This is a genomic window from Sphingobacterium litopenaei (genome assembly GCF_014692495.1).
Lineage (GTDB): Bacteria > Bacteroidota > Bacteroidia > Sphingobacteriales > Sphingobacteriaceae > Sphingobacterium > Sphingobacterium litopenaei.
In genome coordinates this window covers 30,625-48,464 of record NZ_JACOIJ010000012.1, presented here as the reverse complement: position 1 = coordinate 48,464, position 17,840 = coordinate 30,625, and the positions used below count along the sequence as shown (strand labels likewise).

Sequence of the window (17,840 nt, the reverse complement as noted above, 5' to 3'; positions counted from 1 at the left end):
TTATTTAATATTCAACTTGTTATAAACAATATAAAAATTTGCGATCTGTCCCTTCCAATTGAATTTATTTTGAATAATATCTTCCAGCCACATCTTATTTTCCTTATCTATTCCCGAGATATTTAATTCCGAAACTTTTCCAGCTTGAACGACAAACGATATTTGAGCCGAGCTTTCAATTTTATTTTCGGGATGCAAATTCTGTAATAGATATAATTCAAAATTATCCCAACCTTCAACGGGTTCTACATTATTGCCATCTGACTGCTGAATAGTATACTCCCAAGCAGCATCATCCATCAATTCCACCTCTGTTAAGGCAGATGCTTTTTGTTGAGGCAAATAGCGCATTAAAATCAACGTACAAACCGTTAAAAACAACACGCCCGATGCCATCGCTATAGCTAATCGTTGCCAACTATAAAAACGCTTATCACGTTCGGAAGCCTGAACTTCTACACGCTCCGCCAGTCGTTGTTGCAATAGACTTAATTGCTTGACATCTACTCCTTGCTGTAATTTGTATCCATCTATCGCATCCTGCAAAAATGGGTCATCCAATGCTTCTCGCTCCAGCGCATGCATTTCATCACGGCTCATCAAGCCATGTACATAATTATGAATACGAGACAGTTGGTAATTATTTTCCATTTTTCTTATTCTCCATACAGATTTTCAGATTACGCTTCCCATTTTGAATCGCGCTTTTGACTTTATTCAAGTCAAAGCCCGTCTGTTCTGCGATATCCTTATAACATTTTTGTTCCAAATAAAATAAACGAACACATTGTTCCTGCTCAAAATTCAGGGTCTGCATACAACCTTCGAGTTTCTCAAAATCTTTCTCCTCCCACCTGTCCTCATTCAATGCACTTAACTTCTGCTCGCTTTCGAAAAGATTTTCTTCTATATCCACCTGCGGACGACGTTTGTCTCTACGCAATTGCATCAAACAATAATTTTTGGTGTACACATGCAGCCAACTTTTAAAATTATCCACCTCGTGTGTACGCAACTTAAGAATAAGCTCTTCAAAAATCTGCATCACAGCATCTTGACTTTGCTCCGCATCCTGTAAATACTTGAAACACACACCATACAGCAACGACATATAAGGAGCATACAACTTGCCCAATACATCCAGACCACCTGTAGCCTTATATTGTAATAGAAGCTCCTTTTCGTTCATTCACTTTATTTGCTTTAATGATGCTTTAAGATACGGTTTTCCATAAAATTATTGGAATAATATCAATGCAATCCCTAAAGTGACCAAAATATTAAAGGTCTGCGCAATCAAAAATGCATATAAAGGTTTTTTATTACTGTGTTGGAAAAGGTCTTTAAAATTGGTTTCCAAGCCAATGGAAGTAAATGCTAAAACAAACCACAAACTCTGTAAGCTTTTCAAGCTTTCCTTAACCAAATTATTTGTTTCAGGAGAAATAACGAAAGAGAAAAGCAAAGAAGCAAAGACAAATCCGATAACAAATTTTGGAAAACGCTCCCAAATGATTTTCAATGTAGGTTTTTCTTTTTTGGTTTCATCGTCTACGGATTTAGCATAAGTCCAATAAATGCTAATTGCAAAGGCAGCTATACCTAACAATACATTTTGTGAGAACTTAACAATAGTACTGATTTTTAACGCTTCTTCACCCACTAGTGAACCAGAAGCTACCACAGCTCCTGTTGTATCGATAGAACCACCCAACCAAGCGCCTGTAACTTCTTGTGATAACCCCATCCATTCAGCTAAGTATGGCATAAAAATCATCATTGGAATGGCGGTAATTAACACCAAAGAGATGACGTAGGACAATTTTTTGCTGTCACCTTTGATGGCTCCAGATGTCGCGATTGCTGCCGAAACGCCACAAATCGAAACCGCACTTGCCAGCATTAAGGACATTTCTTTATCGATCTTCAACTTTTTACAAATCCAAAAAGCAAAATACCATACGGAAATCACCACTACTAAAGCTTGTATTAAACCCAGCGAGCCTGCTTTAAGTATGTCCCCAAAAATTACTGTAGTTCCTAACAGGACTAAACCTATTTTCACATACAATTCAGTGCTTAATGCATTTTTGAACCATTCTGGTAAGGTGAAAGTATTGCTAATCAACAAACCAATCCCTAACGCAAAAATTACGGCTTCGAGGTTATATTCTTTTACGGTTGCATTTCCTGCCAAAATCAAGGCAAAAATGGTCAATACAAAAACCGACGGAAAAACGATAAGCAAGGATTTAATTGATTTGTTCAGTAACAATGCGCCCAAAATCGCTGTAATATAAACGGTAATAAATTGGCTTCCAATTTTTGTTAAATTCGATACGGAAAGCACTTTAGAAGTCAATTCTGAAGTGGATTCCCAGCTGAAACTTGGCTTTGGAATGATGAAGCCCAATAAGGCTACCAGGACTAAGCCCAATCCCAAAATCACCACGACCCAATCTTCAGTAAATGCTATTCTTTTTGTTGACATAATTTATTGTATTGTTATTTTTTAGTTAGATGTTCAAATGCTTTTTGAGTATTTGGATAATTAAATATAAAGCCTTCTTGCAAAGTACGCGTAGTCGAAACAGCGTTCGTCAGTAACAACATATCACTTTCTACACCTTTGAAATAAGCTCCAAGTTTAGCGAAAAGAGCAGGCAAAGGCATCCCAATAGGCATTCCTGCCGCTTTCCGCAAATTTTTCATAAATTCTTTATTCGACTCTGGCTCGGGAGCGCATGCATGATACAATGCAGATGGAGATTCAAGATTGATAATCCACATGACCAGACGAACTAAATCCAGTTCGTGAATCCAGGCTATTTGCTGATTTCCATCGCCTACTTTTCCTCCTAACCCGAGTTTTGCCAGCGGCAGTAGTTCCTTGAACATACCGAATTTTGTAGATAAAACTGGACTCAATCGTAAGATTACTTTCTTTGTGGCAGGCGTATTAGCTTCAACAAAAGTCTTTTCCCATTCTTGAGTAAGATGGGCTAAAAAAGTTTTTCCAAAGGATGTGGATTCTTCATTATTTAATCCTTCTACACCTTCGAAAAGGGATATGCCAGAAAAATTGATCCATAACCGAGGTGGAGAACCTAAAGTAGCAATAGCTTCACCCAAAATTCGTGTAGGCACAATGCGGGATTCTAACAAAATCTTTTTATTATCATCCGTGAAGCGACATTGGATAGATTTTCCACTCAGATTGATTAGAGTATCAATACCTTCCATCTCTTGTACCCAGTTACCAAGGCTTTCACCATCCCATTTGATATATTGGATATTAGGGTGAGAAGATTTTAGCTCCCTTCTACTAAAAATTATCACCTGATAATCCAAATGAATCAAAATCAAGGTCAGCAATTTGCCTATATTCCCCGTTCCTCCTGCTAATACAATTCTTTTCTGCGCCATTATAAACTTACTGAAATATTAAAATGGTCTTTCAAAGCCAATCGAGCCGCATGAAAACCACACATGCCATGCACCCCACCACCTGGAGGCGTAGCGGACGAACAGAGGTAAACTGATTTGTTGGATGTTCGGTGCGGATTCAATGAAAGCGTAGGACGCGTATATAATTGCGAAATATCCATGATGCCGCCATTGATATCGCCTCCTATATAATTGGGGTTATATTCTTCCAGCTTTGCAGGACTAAATGTATGTTTCCCTAAGATGGTGTCTTTGAATCCTGGCGCAAACCGCTCGATTTGATTCTCTATTATTTCGGTATAATCCACTGTTGAACTATTGGGCACGTGACAATATGCCCACCCCGTATGTTTCCCTTCTGGCGCCCTAGTTTTGTCAAATTGACTTTGTTGCGTAAAAAGTACGAAGGGTTTATCCGAAACTCTTCCACGATGACCATCATATTCTGAGAGTGCAATATCATTGAATGTTCCGCCGATATGTACAGTTGCTGCCTGACGTGCGCGCAAGTCGGTAAATGGGGTTTCTTCAGAAAGTGCCCAATCTATTTTGAATACCCCCATCCCTTGCTTGTATCGATGCAATTGTTTGGTATACAATGACGACAAACCCAATCCTTCAATATCTAATAATTGTTTTGGTGTAAGATCCAATAATAATACTTTATGCTCGGGCAAATCGAACTTGTTCTTCAACCAGAAACCAGTCTGAATCTTTCCTCCTAAGGATAAATAATAAGACTCTAAAGCATTCGCAATAGCTTGTGAACCTCCTTTGGGAATAGCCCAACCATACCGATGTCCTACTCCCAACAAAACTAAACCTATTGCTGAAGTGGTTAAATTATCCAAGGGCTGTATACCGTGAGCTGCCATTCCCGCCCATAAGGCTTTTGCTTTTTCAGTTTTAAAGTGCTTTGCCAACCACGAAGCAGGTTGTATCGCATGCAAACCAAAAGCAGCAAGATTCAATGGGTATTTGGGAAATCCAAATGGTCCCATAGTATCCTTCGCTAGCCTTTCCCAATTCTTAGCGACTGGCTCTATCAAACTTCTGTAGTATTCGCCATCTTCTCCTAGTTCTTCAATGGTTTGTTCCAAACTGCGATGTAAAACAGTTCCTTCATCACCCAATAAAGGATGCGCAGCTTCGAATTTTGCATATTCAAAAGACAAACCGTATACTTCCAAAGGAATAGAACACATAAAGGGTGATGCCATAGCCATCGGATGTATAGCCGAGCAGACATCATGTTTAAATCCTGACAGTGTCAGTTCCTTCGTCCGCATTCCCCCACCTATGGTACCCGCTCCTTCTACAATTAACGTAGAAAGACCTTGCTGCTGCAAAGTAATTGCAGCAGCAAAACCATTCGGTCCAGAACCAACTATTATTGCGTCGTATTTTGCCAAGGTTTAATTACTATGGAACTAATTTAGTGGTAAAAAACCAAAATTCTCTATGATTGGATCTCCTTTTTCTTTAACCCAGTTCACATATTTTGAAAAATATGCATTTTCTTTTTCAGATATGGTGACTGTTAGTAGACCCGAAGGCAATTCAATTTTATCCTTTTTAAGTCTTTCTATTAGTACCTTACGGTCTGAATAAAAGTTTTCATCACTGTCTATAGTACCATTATTGTTTAAATCTATTGGCAAAACAGTTATTCCATACTTTATCTTTCCTGTGTTAATATCATAAATATTAGAAGGATCTAAAAAGGTGATGGCTAAGGTGTCTTTGGTAACAAGATCTATTAACAAACTGTCATTTTCTATTTTATCATAGTCATTGACAAGCGTTTTAATATCCTCCTTTAAAAAACTAGAAAATGAAACCGCTGCACAAGCGCTACGAGTTAATACATTGAAATTAGAATTTGGTTTAAATCCGGCATCTCCCTTGTCTTTAAAAAATATACTTTTAAGTTCATCCACGCGAATACCTTTTTCCAATAGTGTTTTAATATCGGGGTGCTTTGTGTTAACAACAGGTAAATAAACAATCTTAGCTAAGCCAATTTGTTTATAACCTTCCTTTGCAGCGGGAAGCACTTTTGGTGTAGCAGTGGCTGTAATATCGGCCTTTGGATTTCTAGATGTAGCCTCAAATAATTTATCAAATCCTTCTTCTTGTAACGGTTCATTAAATTGTTCAAATAAAGGCAATAAAAATCTTGTACCCGTAACAGTATATTTTCCTTGTGCGAATGCAGTTGAAACTATTCCAAATGCAATTATTAAAGTTTTTAAACTTTTCATATTTATATAATTTTATTTGTATCCTTCATTTTGTTCAATTTCTTTATCAACAAAGATTAATTGTTGCGGAATAGGGAGTAATAATTTGTAATCTTTTGTTATACCTAATGTAGATTTAGCCTTATTGGTTCTTATTAAATCAAACCATCGTTTTCCTTCAAATGCAAATTCTAATCTACGTTCTAATTGTATTTGTCTCTCTAATTCTTCTTCATTTGCATAATCAGAAACTTCCGAAACATTTGCTCTTGCACGTACCTTTTTCAGGTCATTATTTGCATCAGCTAATTTTTTAAGCTTAACATTAGCTTCAGCTCTATTGAGAAATATTTCTGCAAGTCGGAAGACATAAACTTGATCAATCCCCGTAGCAGGTTTAAAATCCATATTACCATAGTAAATATCCTGATCTAATAGTAGTAAGTTCCTGCGATCACCACCTACAAGAGGATTATTAAGAAGATTTATCAGATCATCCGTCGGTAAAAATTCTCTTCTTCCTCCTAAAGATCCAGGAAGCCAATTAATCGCATAGTTATTGCGGTTATTGATAGTATAGTCAATTTCAAAAATTGATTCAGCAGTATTTTTTGATAAGTAAAAATCCGAATAGCTTTTATTCAATTGATATATGGTAGTTTCTTCAATCACCTTATTTGCATTATTTACCGCTTCTTGCCATCTTTCCAGATACAAATAAAGTGTACTTCTAAAAGCCCATACTGCCCCTTTAGATGCTCTCGACTTAACGGTAGTAAGTTCTAAATACTGCTCTGCTTTCTCTAGATCCGATAATATCTGTTCATATACCGCAGCTTTATCCGAACGAGCAATTCCTAATCCATCTTCTATAGAGCCTGTGGGTTTCACTACTATAGGAACACCTCCCCACAATCGTACAAGATCAAAATAATTCAATGCACGTATAAAATACGCTTCGCCAAGTATGCGAGCTCTTTCCGCATCTGTAAACGCTTGATCCTGTATGTCAGGCACCTTAGAGATTATATGGTTTGCTCCATTAATCGTGCTATAGATGGCATTCCATAAACTTTCAACTCTTGAATTAGAAGTAAAGACTTCAAAAACATCAAACTCCCGATTACTAGGACTGTTACCAACCCATCTTAAATTATCACCTGAAAGATTGGTAATAAATCGAAAAGAAACACCATGGTAACTATCAGAAGCCAATTTGTTATAAACCCCATTCAACGCGGCTGCGGCTCCTTTTCCATTAGTTATCGATTGTTCATCACTTACAGCCAATTCAGGTTCTACCTCAAGAAAATTGGCACAAGATGAAAACAAAAATAATATTGTGATTATGATTAGATTTTTTTGCATTACTATAATGTTAAGTTAACACCTAATTGAAAAGTTCTAGGTTGAGGAGCAATAGCTTGATCGTAACCAATTTGGTTTTGATCAGCTCCTGTAGTGTTTACTTCCGGATCTACTCCTGAGTATTTAGTAAAAGTTAAAAGATTCGTAGCTGCCAAATAAAGTCTTAAGTTTTTAATGTGAGCACGCTCTAACACTTTTCCTTTAAAATGATATCCTAAGGAAACATTGCGTAGACGCAAATAGGAACCGTCTTCCATAAAGCGACTTGGAATAATGCTTGCATTGTTTCCCGAAGCAGTCATTCTAGGTACATCGGTAATATCTCCAGGTTTTTGCCATCTATTTAACTGTTCTTCCAACATAGCAAAAGCATCATTTCTAGAGCCACCATGCCCCATACGATACCTTGTATTATTCCACATTTTGTTACCTACAGAAAAATAAAATAAAGATTTGATATCCAACTTGTCCCAAAGGAAGAAGTCATTATTAAAGCCTCCTGTGAATTTTGGCCATGCATTTCCGATAATTTGTAAATCAGCATCAGTAGCTAAACCATCATTATTTAAATCTTCGAAAAGTACCTCACCGTTTTCTGGATTTACACCGATCTGCTTATGTGCATAAAAAGAATATAAAGGATTGCCTTCTTTGAGTATTGTTCTATTCAATAGAATAGTAGAGTTTAACTTCTCAATAAGATTAATATTTCTAGAAATATTAAGATTTGTGTTCCATTTAAAATTTGCTTTGTCAACCAATTTTCCATTAAAAGCAAACTCAAAGCCCTTATTGCTCATTTCCCCAACATTTGATAGTTGTGAGCTAAAACCTAATTTAGAAGATATAGGATTGGACAATAATAAGTCTTTAGTATACTTATCGTAATAATTGAACTCGATATTAAAATTGTTTTTGATGAATCCTATCTCAAATCCAGCATTAAACTGCGAAGTTGTTTCCCATTTCAAATTAGGATTTGCCAATTGAGAAGGAAATATACCAGAAGCATTTAAGTAATTATAGCCACCCGACCACAATCCTCGAGAGGAGAAATCGTTTATACCATTTTGATTTCCTGTAATACCGTAACTTGCCTTTAATTTTAAATCGCTTAACCATTGAATATCTGCTAAGAAGGATTCTTGGGAAATTCTCCAAGCTCCACCAATTGATGGAAAATAAGCCCATCTATTTTCCTTTCCAAAACGTGAAGATCCATCTGCACGAATACTTGCATCTAATATATATTTGTCAGCGTAAATATATGTTCCCTTCCCAAAAAAGGATACTAAAGCTGACGCTGTTGACCTAGAAGTACCATATTGAGTTGCAGAAGATGCAATTTTTGTAAATTCGTCGGATGGAAATCCAATCCCCGTGACACTCGTCAGGTCATGAGACTCCTTTTGCAACGTATTTCCGATTACCAAAGATAATTGGTTGTTATCATTGATAGTTGTGAGATAGGACAGTGTCTGCTCATTTATCAAAGAAGTTAATCGTGATGTGGCAGAGGTAGCCTCCCCATTAGGTTGACCTAAAAACATTTTACTATTGTAGTAGTTGTTTTCATAGTTTTCGTTGAAATCAATACTCCAACTTGTTTTGAAAATTAAATTTTTCAAAATTGAATATGAACCATATACGTTACTAATAACCCTTGAACCTTCCGCTTTAAAGTTTGATTCATTAATAGTTGCTAAGGGGTTTTCAAAGAACACTGGACGGTTATAATTACCATCGCTTGTAAATATTGGATAATAAGATGGAGTATATAATGCCCCATTTACTGTTCCATTAGGCACATTTCCGTTGGCACTCATATTCCGAATCGTTCGTACCAAACTTGTACTTGTACCAACCTTCACTTTTTCCGTGATCTTGTTATCTAGATTTATTTTAATGTTATACCTTTTAAACCAATCAGGCTTAACAATAGCTTCTTGATTGGCAAAGCTACCACCTAAATAATACTGCGTTTTTTCATTGCCCCCACTAAGCGATAAATCAACATTTTCACTTTCTGCGGTTTGAAATATAAGCCCAATTCTATCATAAGTAGTGAGATCTTCTGGATTTCCTTTACCTCCATCGCTTACGGGACGAAATGGTCTTTTACTAAAATCCTTTCCATCATTTATCCATGTTTCATTTTGGAGTATTGCTTCCTGTTCTGCAGTTAACGTTTTCCATTTTTTCGGCGCATTTGAATATGATTTTGAAAGACTAAATCCAATATTATTTTTCCCAGCCTTACCTCTTTTTGTAGTAATAATTACCACACCATTTGCTCCTCTTGCACCATAAATAGCCGTAGCACTAGCATCTTTTAATATTTCTATTGATTCAATATCGGAAGGGTTAATATCCGCTAAAGGAGAAGTCTCTTGTCCCCCTGTTCCTATAGTTTGGAGACTTGTATTATTGATGAATACCCCATCAACGACATATAAGGGATTATTGCTAGCATTAATAGAAGTTGAACCCCTAACACGTAAAAATATACCTGTTCCAGGCACCGATGAATTAGCAGAAACTAAAACACCCGACGCTTGTCCTTGTAAAAGTTGGTCCACTCCAGAACTCTGAATATCCTCTAAAGCTTGACCACTCACTTTAGCAACGGAACCTACCACGTCCTTTTTCTTCTGCGTTCCATACCCTACTACTACCACCTCATCTAATCCATTAGATTTTGGTTTTAGTTCTACTACTGCAGGTGATGTTTTGAATACAAAGATTTGCGATTCGTAGCCTACATAAGATATCGTTGCAGTGAATGGTAATTTCTGCCCTGTAACAAATTGAAATTTTCCCTGGCGATCTGTTTTTACACTATGTGTTACAGCTTCCAACTGAATAGTCGCGCCTTCGATGGGTTCTTTAGTATCTGCATCGATTACGGTTCCTACTAAAGAAGCATTGATAATAGGTTTTGTTTCTTGCGCTTTTATCGGATTCCAAAAGCCCGACGATATAGACAATAATATAGCTAGGGCGTATAAAAATACACTCTTATTTTTCATTTTAAGTAAGATTAAAGTTATTTACAACAAGCAGCTTTTATAGATATCAAAACGCTTGCATGAATGACCGTTGATAAAGCCTCTAGAGTTGTGCCCACCTCCCGAGAACTTTAATATATGTAGATTAAACTAATTAGGCGTGCATTCGCATTTTGTAACAGATAGTATAAAGAATGATTAAATCTTTACTAACGCTGTTCCCTAGTTTAGAATTTGCTTTGTTTTTCATGTTGATAAGGTTGTGATAGTAAAGAATTATTTTAAAAATATATTAATCAAGCTCCATATAGAAGTTAGGACCACCAACGTTCCTACGAGTATTAATAAGGTCTTAGGATTTACTTTTGAAGCTACATAAGCCCCAATTGGCGCTGCCAGGACTCCTCCGATTACCAATCCCAAAACAATATCTAAATGCTGAACTCCAAGAACGAAAATGAAAACTATAGTAGCAAAGTATGTTACGAAAAATTCTGCTGTGTTTACTGTACCTATAGTTTTGCGTGGATTATGCCCTTGACTCAAAAGGTTAGAAGTAACAATCGGTCCCCAGCCACCGCCACCTATTGCATCCAACAATCCACCAAATAGTGCAAGTACTGGCGCATATTTTCTTTTAGGTTTGCCTTCCACATTTTTGCGAATAGCTTTATAAATTAAATAGCCTCCCAAGAAAACAAGATAAACAGATATATAAGGTTTTATTACTGCGCCATCAATTAAATCCGACAGCAAATACGCCCCCAAAGATGCACCCAAAACCCCTGTAAAAACTATCTTGAAGAAAAGCTTCTTGTCTAAATTATTAAATCTGATATGAGACAATCCAGATACTCCTGTAGTGAAAATCTCCGAAGTATGCACACTTGCAGATGCTAATTTTGGTGATATTCCAAGACTGAGTAATAAAGTTGTACAGCTCACGCCATAGGCCATACCTAAAGCTCCATCTATCAGCTGTGCAAAGAATCCTGCAAGAATAAATAAGAAGAATGTGCTGTCGAAATTTACCGTATTATTCTGTACTGCCTGAACAAGCATATATCCAAAATAAGCGATAATAACTACTTTCAATAATAATATCAATCCTACTATAGGCGATAGTATTTTCTTCTTCACCAAAGGTGTCGGAACGTCAATAGCTTGAACTTTATTACTCATGTCTTAGCATATTAATTGAGTGAATTAACCGAATTATTATCTCCAATTGTAACGTAAAGTCACACCATATGAACGTGGATCACCCACTACACCACCATATTGACCGAAGTTGCCGGGAGCAGCTAGTAATTGCTCGTAATAATCTATATTTGTTATGTTTCTGCTCCAAGCAATAACTGAGAGACCATTACTTGCACGGAACCCTAAACGCGCATTAACCAAGGTATATGCATCAATATTTAAATATTGTGATGGCGACGGACTAGATGAGAATTTCGAACGATAAAATGCATCTACGCCTAAGAAGTAGTTACCTTGAAGCCCCAATAAATCCCCTTTTACCGTAAATTCTGGAGCGATAGTCCAAGAATATTTAGAAAGACCTGGCAATTCACCTCCTGAAACATCTTTGAAGGCTTGTGCTCCACCTACTTCTTCCAATGGAACTGGTGCATTCGTGAATGAATCGTATTTACCATCGGTATAAGCAAAAGCAGCATTTACACGTAGATATTTACTTGCACGGATACTACCGTCTAATTCCAAACCTTTTACGCTTACTTTTTCAGCATTTGCCAAATAACCCCTATTTACGCCTGGGTCTGGTGTTTGTACTTGTGTTTGGTAATCTTTAATATTTGTTTGGAAAATTGTCAAGTTTAAGAAAGCATTACCCGTAGGGTTGGTTTTCACCCCAAATTCGTAGTGATTTACAGATTCAGGTTTTACTTCTGCTAATTCTGTTGCCACTTTTCCATCAATCACGGGCAAACCTCCCACGTTGATACCAATAGGTTTGTAAGATTTGGAATAAGTCACGAAAACATTGTAGTTCGGATTGAATTTATATTGTAATGACAATTGTCCCGATAAATTACCAGCATCTGCATCTATATCAAATTGTTGATTTGAATAGATACTATTTACTGCAGCTAATTGTGCTTCTGTATATTGAATATTATTTTCGATATATTTCTTACGATCGTAATCTGCTACTTTCTTATCATAATTATAGCGTAAACCTGGTAATACGTGAATTTTATCTGTTATTGCCCAATCAATCTGTCCAAATACTGCTAAACTTGTACTTTTGATTCCGTAATTTGTTCGGATACCTACTTTGTCAATTAATCCAGTAGCCCATTGAGTAGCGGAAGCATTATTCTGTTGGAAACGCCATAGCGCATCTCCAGCTTCTTCAGTATGTACAGGATCAGTTCTTAGATCTTGCCATAAACCAAATACACCAATTACACCACTGATTTTTTCGTTGATATTACCTGAATAGCGGAATTCTTGAGACCATTGATCGTGTGTAGAATTACCAGATGAAATGGTATATACTGGAATTCCTAAATAATCACGGTCATTTAATGGTACCCAATTCCAATAGCGCCAAGCTGAAGTGGAAGTCAATGTACCGTTACCTATTTTGTAATCGAAGTTTAAAGAAACCCCACCTAATTCATTATCTGCCTTTGAGCGTGTATCTAAATCAACTTTACGTTCAAAAGCGCTCTTATAAGGAATTTCATACCCTAAATCTTCAATGATCTTATTGAATTGTCTGTATTCCGAACGTTGGTTTTGTACTACTCCAGCCACAGCCCATCCATAACCATCAGGTTTTTGAATAGTTCTATCACCCGTCAACGTAACCTTCAAATTTTCAGAAGGTGTGTATAACAATTGTCCACGAAGACCTAAGTTATTGATATCATTGATTTGACGGTCATAGTGCACATTGTATAATAGACCATCACGTTGTGTTCCTGAAAAAGAAACTCTTGCCGCCAATTTATCTTTCACAATTGGACCTGTGATCGAAGCTTTACCTTGCACATAACCGTAGTTACCATAGCTCACTTCAAAGTTAGCTCCTGGAACAAATGATGGAAGACGTGAGGTAATATTAAATGCACCCGAAGTGGTATTCTTTCCGAATAAAGTACCTTGAGGGCCACGCAACACCTCGATTTGCTCGATATCAATAAAATCCAATGCGGTAGCTGCTGGACGTGCTAAATACACACCATCTAAGTAAAAACCTACACCAGGATCAATTCCATCGTTTGTTAATCCATAAGTAGAGCCCAAACCACGTATATTTAAGGTCGTATTACGTGCATTAGAAGCATATAATTGGACAGAAGGAATAACTTCTTTAATACGGTTAACATTGAAAGCACCTGCATCTTCAATAACACTAGCTCGTACTAGAGATACGGGAATCGGAATATCCTGAATTTGTTCTGTACGACGGCGGGAAGTTACGAAAACTTGCTCCAAGGAATTTACGCTTTGTTTTAATTCAATGACAGCAGGTGAAGTTTCTATAACTAATTTTTGGGTTTCGTATCCCAAATATGATACGATAACCGTAAATGGTAATTTTTGACCAGTTACAAATTGAAATTTACCATCTCTATCTGTTTTAACTTGGTGAGTTACTGCATCCAACTGTACGGTAACACCTGCAATAGGCTCTTTGGTGTCAGCATCGATAATTGTACCGATTAAAGAAGCATTGATAATAGGTTTAGGATCTTTTTGTTGTGCTTGCACTGCTCCAGCAGTACCTAGCAATAAAGATAATCCAAAAGATATGCTATAAATAGCTTTATAATTCATAATTTTAAATCGTTTAGTAGTGAATATTACAAGTGACAACGCCAATTGAAAACTTGTTCATTATTAACAAAATCAAGGGGAAGCCTCACACTTCCCCTATCTATATACATAAGGGAAAAGAAACTATCTACGCATTCGCATCCTTCCTTGATAAAGATTTTGTTTAAATTCTATTATCCTCACTACCAATTCTTTGTATTGTTCTTTATAAAATTGTGTCATTTTTTAAATTTTTATTTATGGTTGATTAATAGCTTATTGTTAAGTACTTACATACATGACGATGCAAATATAAAAACAAAAAATAAAAAGTCTACTAATTTTATAGATTTTATATACATTATTAAGTAAACAACTCAATTTCAAATACTTATTTTAATAAATTAACATTAATAAAATTTTAGTATCAATAATTTATAGTTTAAATTCTCTTAATGGGCATAAAAAAAGCCCGCTTCTTAGCGGGCCTCTATAATTAATCAACTTAAATAAAACTATTTATTCTTAAAAACAGTACTTATTTTCTTCTATCAATTTACGTGCAATACGTTGACGTGCTTCTTTCACATTGAAAGGTTGAGCTTTGGTAAAACGGCGTATACCCACTAACATCATATTTAGTTCATCACCTTCGCCGAATGAATATAATGCTTCTTTTGCTGCTACATTGACTTTATCAATAGTAGTATACAAATACACACGAGCCATATCGGTAGCAAGTGAAGACGCTTCTTCGCCTTTCGTGTAATACAATTTTTCAGCACGCAATAACACCGATTCTGCAACATAAACGTAGCCAATCACGTCAGCAATATTCATTAAGATCTCTTGCTCTTTCGCTAAAGACATCATTAATTTTTGCACCGCAGCACCAGCTACTAGCAAACCTGCTTTTTTCAAGTTTGCAATGATTTTTTTCTCTGCCGCAAATGGTTTATCATCTTCTTCACCAAAGTCAGGAATAGACATCAATTCACTAGCTACTGCTTGCGCAGGGCCCATTAAGTCTAATTCACCTTTCATCGCACGTTTCAACAACATATCCACAACCAACAAACGGTTAACTTCGTTCGTACCTTCAAAAATACGATTGATACGTGAATCGCGATAGGCTCTTTCCATCGGTGCTTCTGCAGAATAACCCATTCCACCATAGATTTGTACACCTTCATCTACCACGTAATCCAACATCTCAGAACACCAAACTTTGATAATCGCACATTCGATAGCAAATTGTTCTACGGATTTTAATTTAGCTTTTGCTTCATCCATACCACCAGCTACTAAAGCATCATATGCATCATCAATATTTTGTCCAGCACGATAAGCCGCCGATTCTGTCGCGAACAAACGCGTAGCCATTTCAGCTAATTTATAGCGAATAGCGCCGAATTTTGAAATAGGCAAATTGAATTGTACACGCTCATTTGCATAGTTCACAGCTCTCGAAATAACCGAACGAGCCGAACCAATAGTCGCAGCACCTAATTTGATACGACCAATATTTAAGATATTTACAGCGATTTTAAATCCATTTTCACGCTCCGAAAGCATATTTTCAACCGGAACAGGACAATCGTTGAAGAAAATCTGACGTGTAGAAGAACCTTTGATACCTAATTTGTGTTCCTCTGGATTCATCGTTATACCACCGAAATCTTTCTCTACGATGAAAGCTGTAAGATTTTTATCATCATCGATTTTTGCAAAGACGATAAAAATATCTGCAAATCCACCATTAGTGATCCACATTTTTTGACCGTTAATCAAATAATGTGTTCCTTCAGCATTTAATTTTGCCGAAGTACGTCCCGAATTAGCATCAGAACCAGAATTTGGCTCTGTCAAACAATATGCAGCTTTCCATTCCCCAGTTCCCAATTTCGGAATGTATTTCGCTTTTTGCTCCGGGTTACCGTAATATAAAATTGGCAACGTACCAATACCGGTGTGCGCTGATAATGCAACGGCAAAAGAGAAACCTCCACCTACAGCATCCGCTACTAGCATAGAAGTATTGAAGCTTTTACCAAAACCGCCGTACTCATCTGGAATCGACACACCCAACATACCCAATTCACCAGATTTGTCTAGTAAACTTTGCATCAGACCTTCTTCCTGTGCATCAATGGCATCCAACTTGTTTAATACCTCTGTATCTAAGAAATCTAAACAGGTTTGACGAATCATCTGTGCTTCTTCATCAAATTCTTCTGGAATAAAAATATCTGTATATGGAGTTTCTTTAATAACAAACTCTCCCCCTTTGATTGTTGTATTGTTGCTCATATTTTATAATGGTTAAGGAGAAAAGATAAAGGAATAAGGACTTATATCTTAGATTCTAAATTTTTGATAAGTTGCGATATCCCCTTTTCTATTTCTATTACCTTCGTTATCAGAAGGTCAACTTGATTACTATTTAATAAACCTAATTCTTTTTATAATATTAATTGTGTTTCTAATTCAAAACAGGAACCTAAAGCTATTTTTAAAAAGTGACTAAATTACTCTATTTGAAGAACGAGACGAATCTTCAGCTATATTCGATGGAATAGATACACTGCATCCTTTTATTTGACTTGTCAAACCGAACTTTTCATCATTCGACATCTCACCTACAACTAAGTAAATATCTTTAGTCAGTTGTATAGCCTTAAGCCAAATCGTAAGTTTCCTAAAATTGTGCATCCGAAATTCATCTTTACTCTTTTTTCCTTTCGTCCTTGCTCTTACCCTAGTCTAATAATTCAAAAATTCCTGCTGCGCCTTGACCTGTTCCCACACACATAGTTACCATGCCATATTTTCCTCCGCGACGTTTCAACTCATTCAACACCTGAACAGTCAATTTCGCACCAGTACAGCCCAGAGGATGCCCCAAAGCTATCGCGCCTCCGTTAACGTTAATTTTGGATTCATCCAAACCTAACTCACGGATTACGGCTAAAGATTGTGAAGCAAAAGCTTCGTTCAATTCGAACAAATCTATATCCTCTTTTTTCAAACCAGCCATTTCCAAAGCTTTTGGAATCGCTGCAATAGGACCAATTCCCATGATACGTGGGGGTACACCTGCTACCGCATAAGAAATCAATTTTGCAATTGGCTTTAACCCCAATTCTTTTACTTTACGTTCAGACATTACCAACACAAAGGCTGCTCCATCCGAAGTTTGCGAAGAGTTACCAGCTGTAACGACTCCATCTGCCGCAAATACAGGTCTTAGCTTCGCCAAAGCTTCTAATGAAGAATCCGCACGAGGACCTTCATCTGAATCAACAACATATTCACGAGACGCCATTTTTCCATCTTTGATGTAGTTTTCTTTGATTTTAATAGGAACGATCTCATCTTTGAAGACCCCACTCTTTATAGCATTTACAGCTTTTTGGTGTGATTTTAAGGCAAAAGCATCTTGGTCTTCACGTGAAACCTTGAAGTCATGAGCTACAGCTTCCGCTGTTAAGCCCATTCCCCAATACCAATCGGGATGGAATTTCGCTACTTTTGGATTTGGAACAATTTTCCAACCTCCAAACGGCATTCCTGACATCACCTCAGCACCACCAGCGATAATAATATCCGCCATGCCGGTTTTAATCTTAGCTGTAGCTGTGGCAATGGTGTCTAATCCTGATGCACAGTAACGATTAACTGTCACGCCAGGTACTTTGTCCGTATCCAATCCCATTAAGGAAATGAAACGCGCCATATTCATACCTTGTTCTGCCTCTGGCATCGCATTACCGACAATTACATCGTCAATTTCATCTTTATTTAAATTGGGCACTGATGCCACTAAATGTTTTATAACTTCTGCTGCTAAATCGTCTGCACGCATAAACCGAAAACCACCTCTCGGCGCCTTCCCTACTGCGGTACGATATCCTGCTACTATATATGCTTCCATTTGTTTGTGTTTTAGTAGTGCGTAATGTGTATTGCGTATTGAGATTAC

Annotated in this window: 13 protein-coding genes; all 13 read right to left on the bottom strand. The window is 36.9% G+C overall.

Going from position 1 to position 17,840, the window contains the following annotated elements:
* A complete protein-coding gene (locus H8B04_RS08150; RefSeq protein WP_190302033.1) occupies window positions 1-651 on the bottom strand; it encodes a hypothetical protein in 651 nt (216 codons plus the stop codon).
* Window positions 641-1,189, bottom strand: a complete 549-nt coding sequence (locus H8B04_RS08145; protein ID WP_190302032.1) for an RNA polymerase sigma factor — start codon at window positions 1,187-1,189, stop codon at window positions 641-643. Before H8B04_RS08145 ends, H8B04_RS08150 begins: the two co-directional genes overlap by 11 nt.
* Before the next feature lie 48 nt (window positions 1,190-1,237).
* Window positions 1,238-2,491 carry a YeiH family protein gene (locus tag H8B04_RS08140; protein ID WP_165290558.1) on the bottom strand — a complete coding sequence of 418 codons (1,254 nt, stop codon included), beginning with the start codon at window positions 2,489-2,491 and terminating at the stop codon, window positions 1,238-1,240.
* A 14-nt stretch (window positions 2,492-2,505) separates the two neighbouring features.
* Complete coding sequence (locus tag H8B04_RS08135) at window positions 2,506-3,426, bottom strand: TIGR01777 family oxidoreductase (RefSeq protein ID WP_190302031.1); 921 nt, start codon at window positions 3,424-3,426, stop codon at window positions 2,506-2,508.
* Entirely contained in the window at window positions 3,426-4,859 is a 1,434-nt protein-coding gene (locus H8B04_RS08130; protein WP_190302030.1) for a phytoene desaturase family protein, read from the bottom strand. Before H8B04_RS08130 ends, H8B04_RS08135 begins: the two co-directional genes overlap by 1 nt.
* An 18-nt stretch (window positions 4,860-4,877) precedes the next feature.
* Window positions 4,878-5,711 carry a hypothetical protein gene (locus H8B04_RS08125; protein ID WP_190302029.1) on the bottom strand — a complete coding sequence of 278 codons (834 nt, stop codon included), beginning with the start codon at window positions 5,709-5,711 and terminating at the stop codon, window positions 4,878-4,880.
* Window positions 5,712-5,723: 12 nt separating this feature from the next.
* Entirely contained in the window at window positions 5,724-7,058 is a 1,335-nt protein-coding gene (locus H8B04_RS08120) for a RagB/SusD family nutrient uptake outer membrane protein (protein ID WP_190302028.1), read from the bottom strand.
* 2 nt (window positions 7,059-7,060) lie between these two features.
* The gene (locus H8B04_RS08115) at window positions 7,061-10,087 is read right to left on the bottom strand and encodes a SusC/RagA family TonB-linked outer membrane protein (RefSeq protein WP_190302027.1); all 3,027 of its coding nucleotides are present in this window, start codon (window positions 10,085-10,087) and stop codon (window positions 7,061-7,063) included.
* A 255-nt stretch (window positions 10,088-10,342) separates the two neighbouring features.
* A complete protein-coding gene (locus H8B04_RS08110) occupies window positions 10,343-11,248 on the bottom strand; it encodes a sulfite exporter TauE/SafE family protein (protein ID WP_190302026.1) in 906 nt (301 codons plus the stop codon).
* Between the two features lie 36 nt (window positions 11,249-11,284).
* Complete coding sequence (locus H8B04_RS08105; protein WP_190302025.1) at window positions 11,285-13,879, bottom strand: TonB-dependent receptor; 2,595 nt, start codon at window positions 13,877-13,879, stop codon at window positions 11,285-11,287.
* A gap of 504 nt (window positions 13,880-14,383) precedes the next feature.
* Window positions 14,384-16,168, bottom strand: coding sequence for an acyl-CoA dehydrogenase family protein (locus H8B04_RS08100; protein WP_190302024.1), 1,785 nt, complete (start codon window positions 16,166-16,168; stop codon window positions 14,384-14,386).
* Window positions 16,169-16,381: 213 nt separating this feature from the next.
* Window positions 16,382-16,570, bottom strand: a complete 189-nt coding sequence (locus tag H8B04_RS17055) for a four helix bundle protein (RefSeq protein WP_206366797.1) — start codon at window positions 16,568-16,570, stop codon at window positions 16,382-16,384.
* 46 nt (window positions 16,571-16,616) lie between these two features.
* Window positions 16,617-17,792, bottom strand: a complete 1,176-nt coding sequence (locus tag H8B04_RS08090; protein ID WP_190302023.1) for an acetyl-CoA C-acyltransferase — start codon at window positions 17,790-17,792, stop codon at window positions 16,617-16,619.
* Between the last annotated feature and the right edge of the window lie 48 nt (window positions 17,793-17,840).

What these genes read in the sequence shown, in the direction of transcription:
- H8B04_RS08115 (WP_190302027.1), bottom strand. Translation starts at nt 10,087, where the DNA reads ATGAAAAATAAGAGTGTATTTTTATACGCCCTAGCTATATTATTGTCT.
- H8B04_RS08100 (WP_190302024.1), bottom strand. Translation starts at nt 16,168, where the DNA reads ATGAGCAACAATACAACAATCAAAGGGGGAGAGTTTGTTATTAAAGAA.
- H8B04_RS08120 (WP_190302028.1), bottom strand. Translation starts at nt 7,058, where the DNA reads ATGCAAAAAAATCTAATCATAATCACAATATTATTTTTGTTTTCATCT.
- H8B04_RS08090 (WP_190302023.1), bottom strand. Translation starts at nt 17,792, where the DNA reads ATGGAAGCATATATAGTAGCAGGATATCGTACCGCAGTAGGGAAGGCG.
- H8B04_RS08150 (WP_190302033.1), bottom strand. Translation starts at nt 651, where the DNA reads ATGGAAAATAATTACCAACTGTCTCGTATTCATAATTATGTACATGGC.
- H8B04_RS08105 (WP_190302025.1), bottom strand. Translation starts at nt 13,879, where the DNA reads ATGAATTATAAAGCTATTTATAGCATATCTTTTGGATTATCTTTATTG.
- H8B04_RS08110 (WP_190302026.1), bottom strand. Translation starts at nt 11,248, where the DNA reads ATGAGTAATAAAGTTCAAGCTATTGACGTTCCGACACCTTTGGTGAAG.
- H8B04_RS08125 (WP_190302029.1), bottom strand. Translation starts at nt 5,711, where the DNA reads ATGAAAAGTTTAAAAACTTTAATAATTGCATTTGGAATAGTTTCAACT.
- H8B04_RS08140 (WP_165290558.1), bottom strand. Translation starts at nt 2,491, where the DNA reads ATGTCAACAAAAAGAATAGCATTTACTGAAGATTGGGTCGTGGTGATT.
- H8B04_RS17055 (WP_206366797.1), bottom strand. Translation starts at nt 16,570, where the DNA reads ATGCACAATTTTAGGAAACTTACGATTTGGCTTAAGGCTATACAACTG.
- H8B04_RS08145 (WP_190302032.1), bottom strand. Translation starts at nt 1,189, where the DNA reads ATGAACGAAAAGGAGCTTCTATTACAATATAAGGCTACAGGTGGTCTG.
- H8B04_RS08135 (WP_190302031.1), bottom strand. Translation starts at nt 3,426, where the DNA reads ATGGCGCAGAAAAGAATTGTATTAGCAGGAGGAACGGGGAATATAGGC.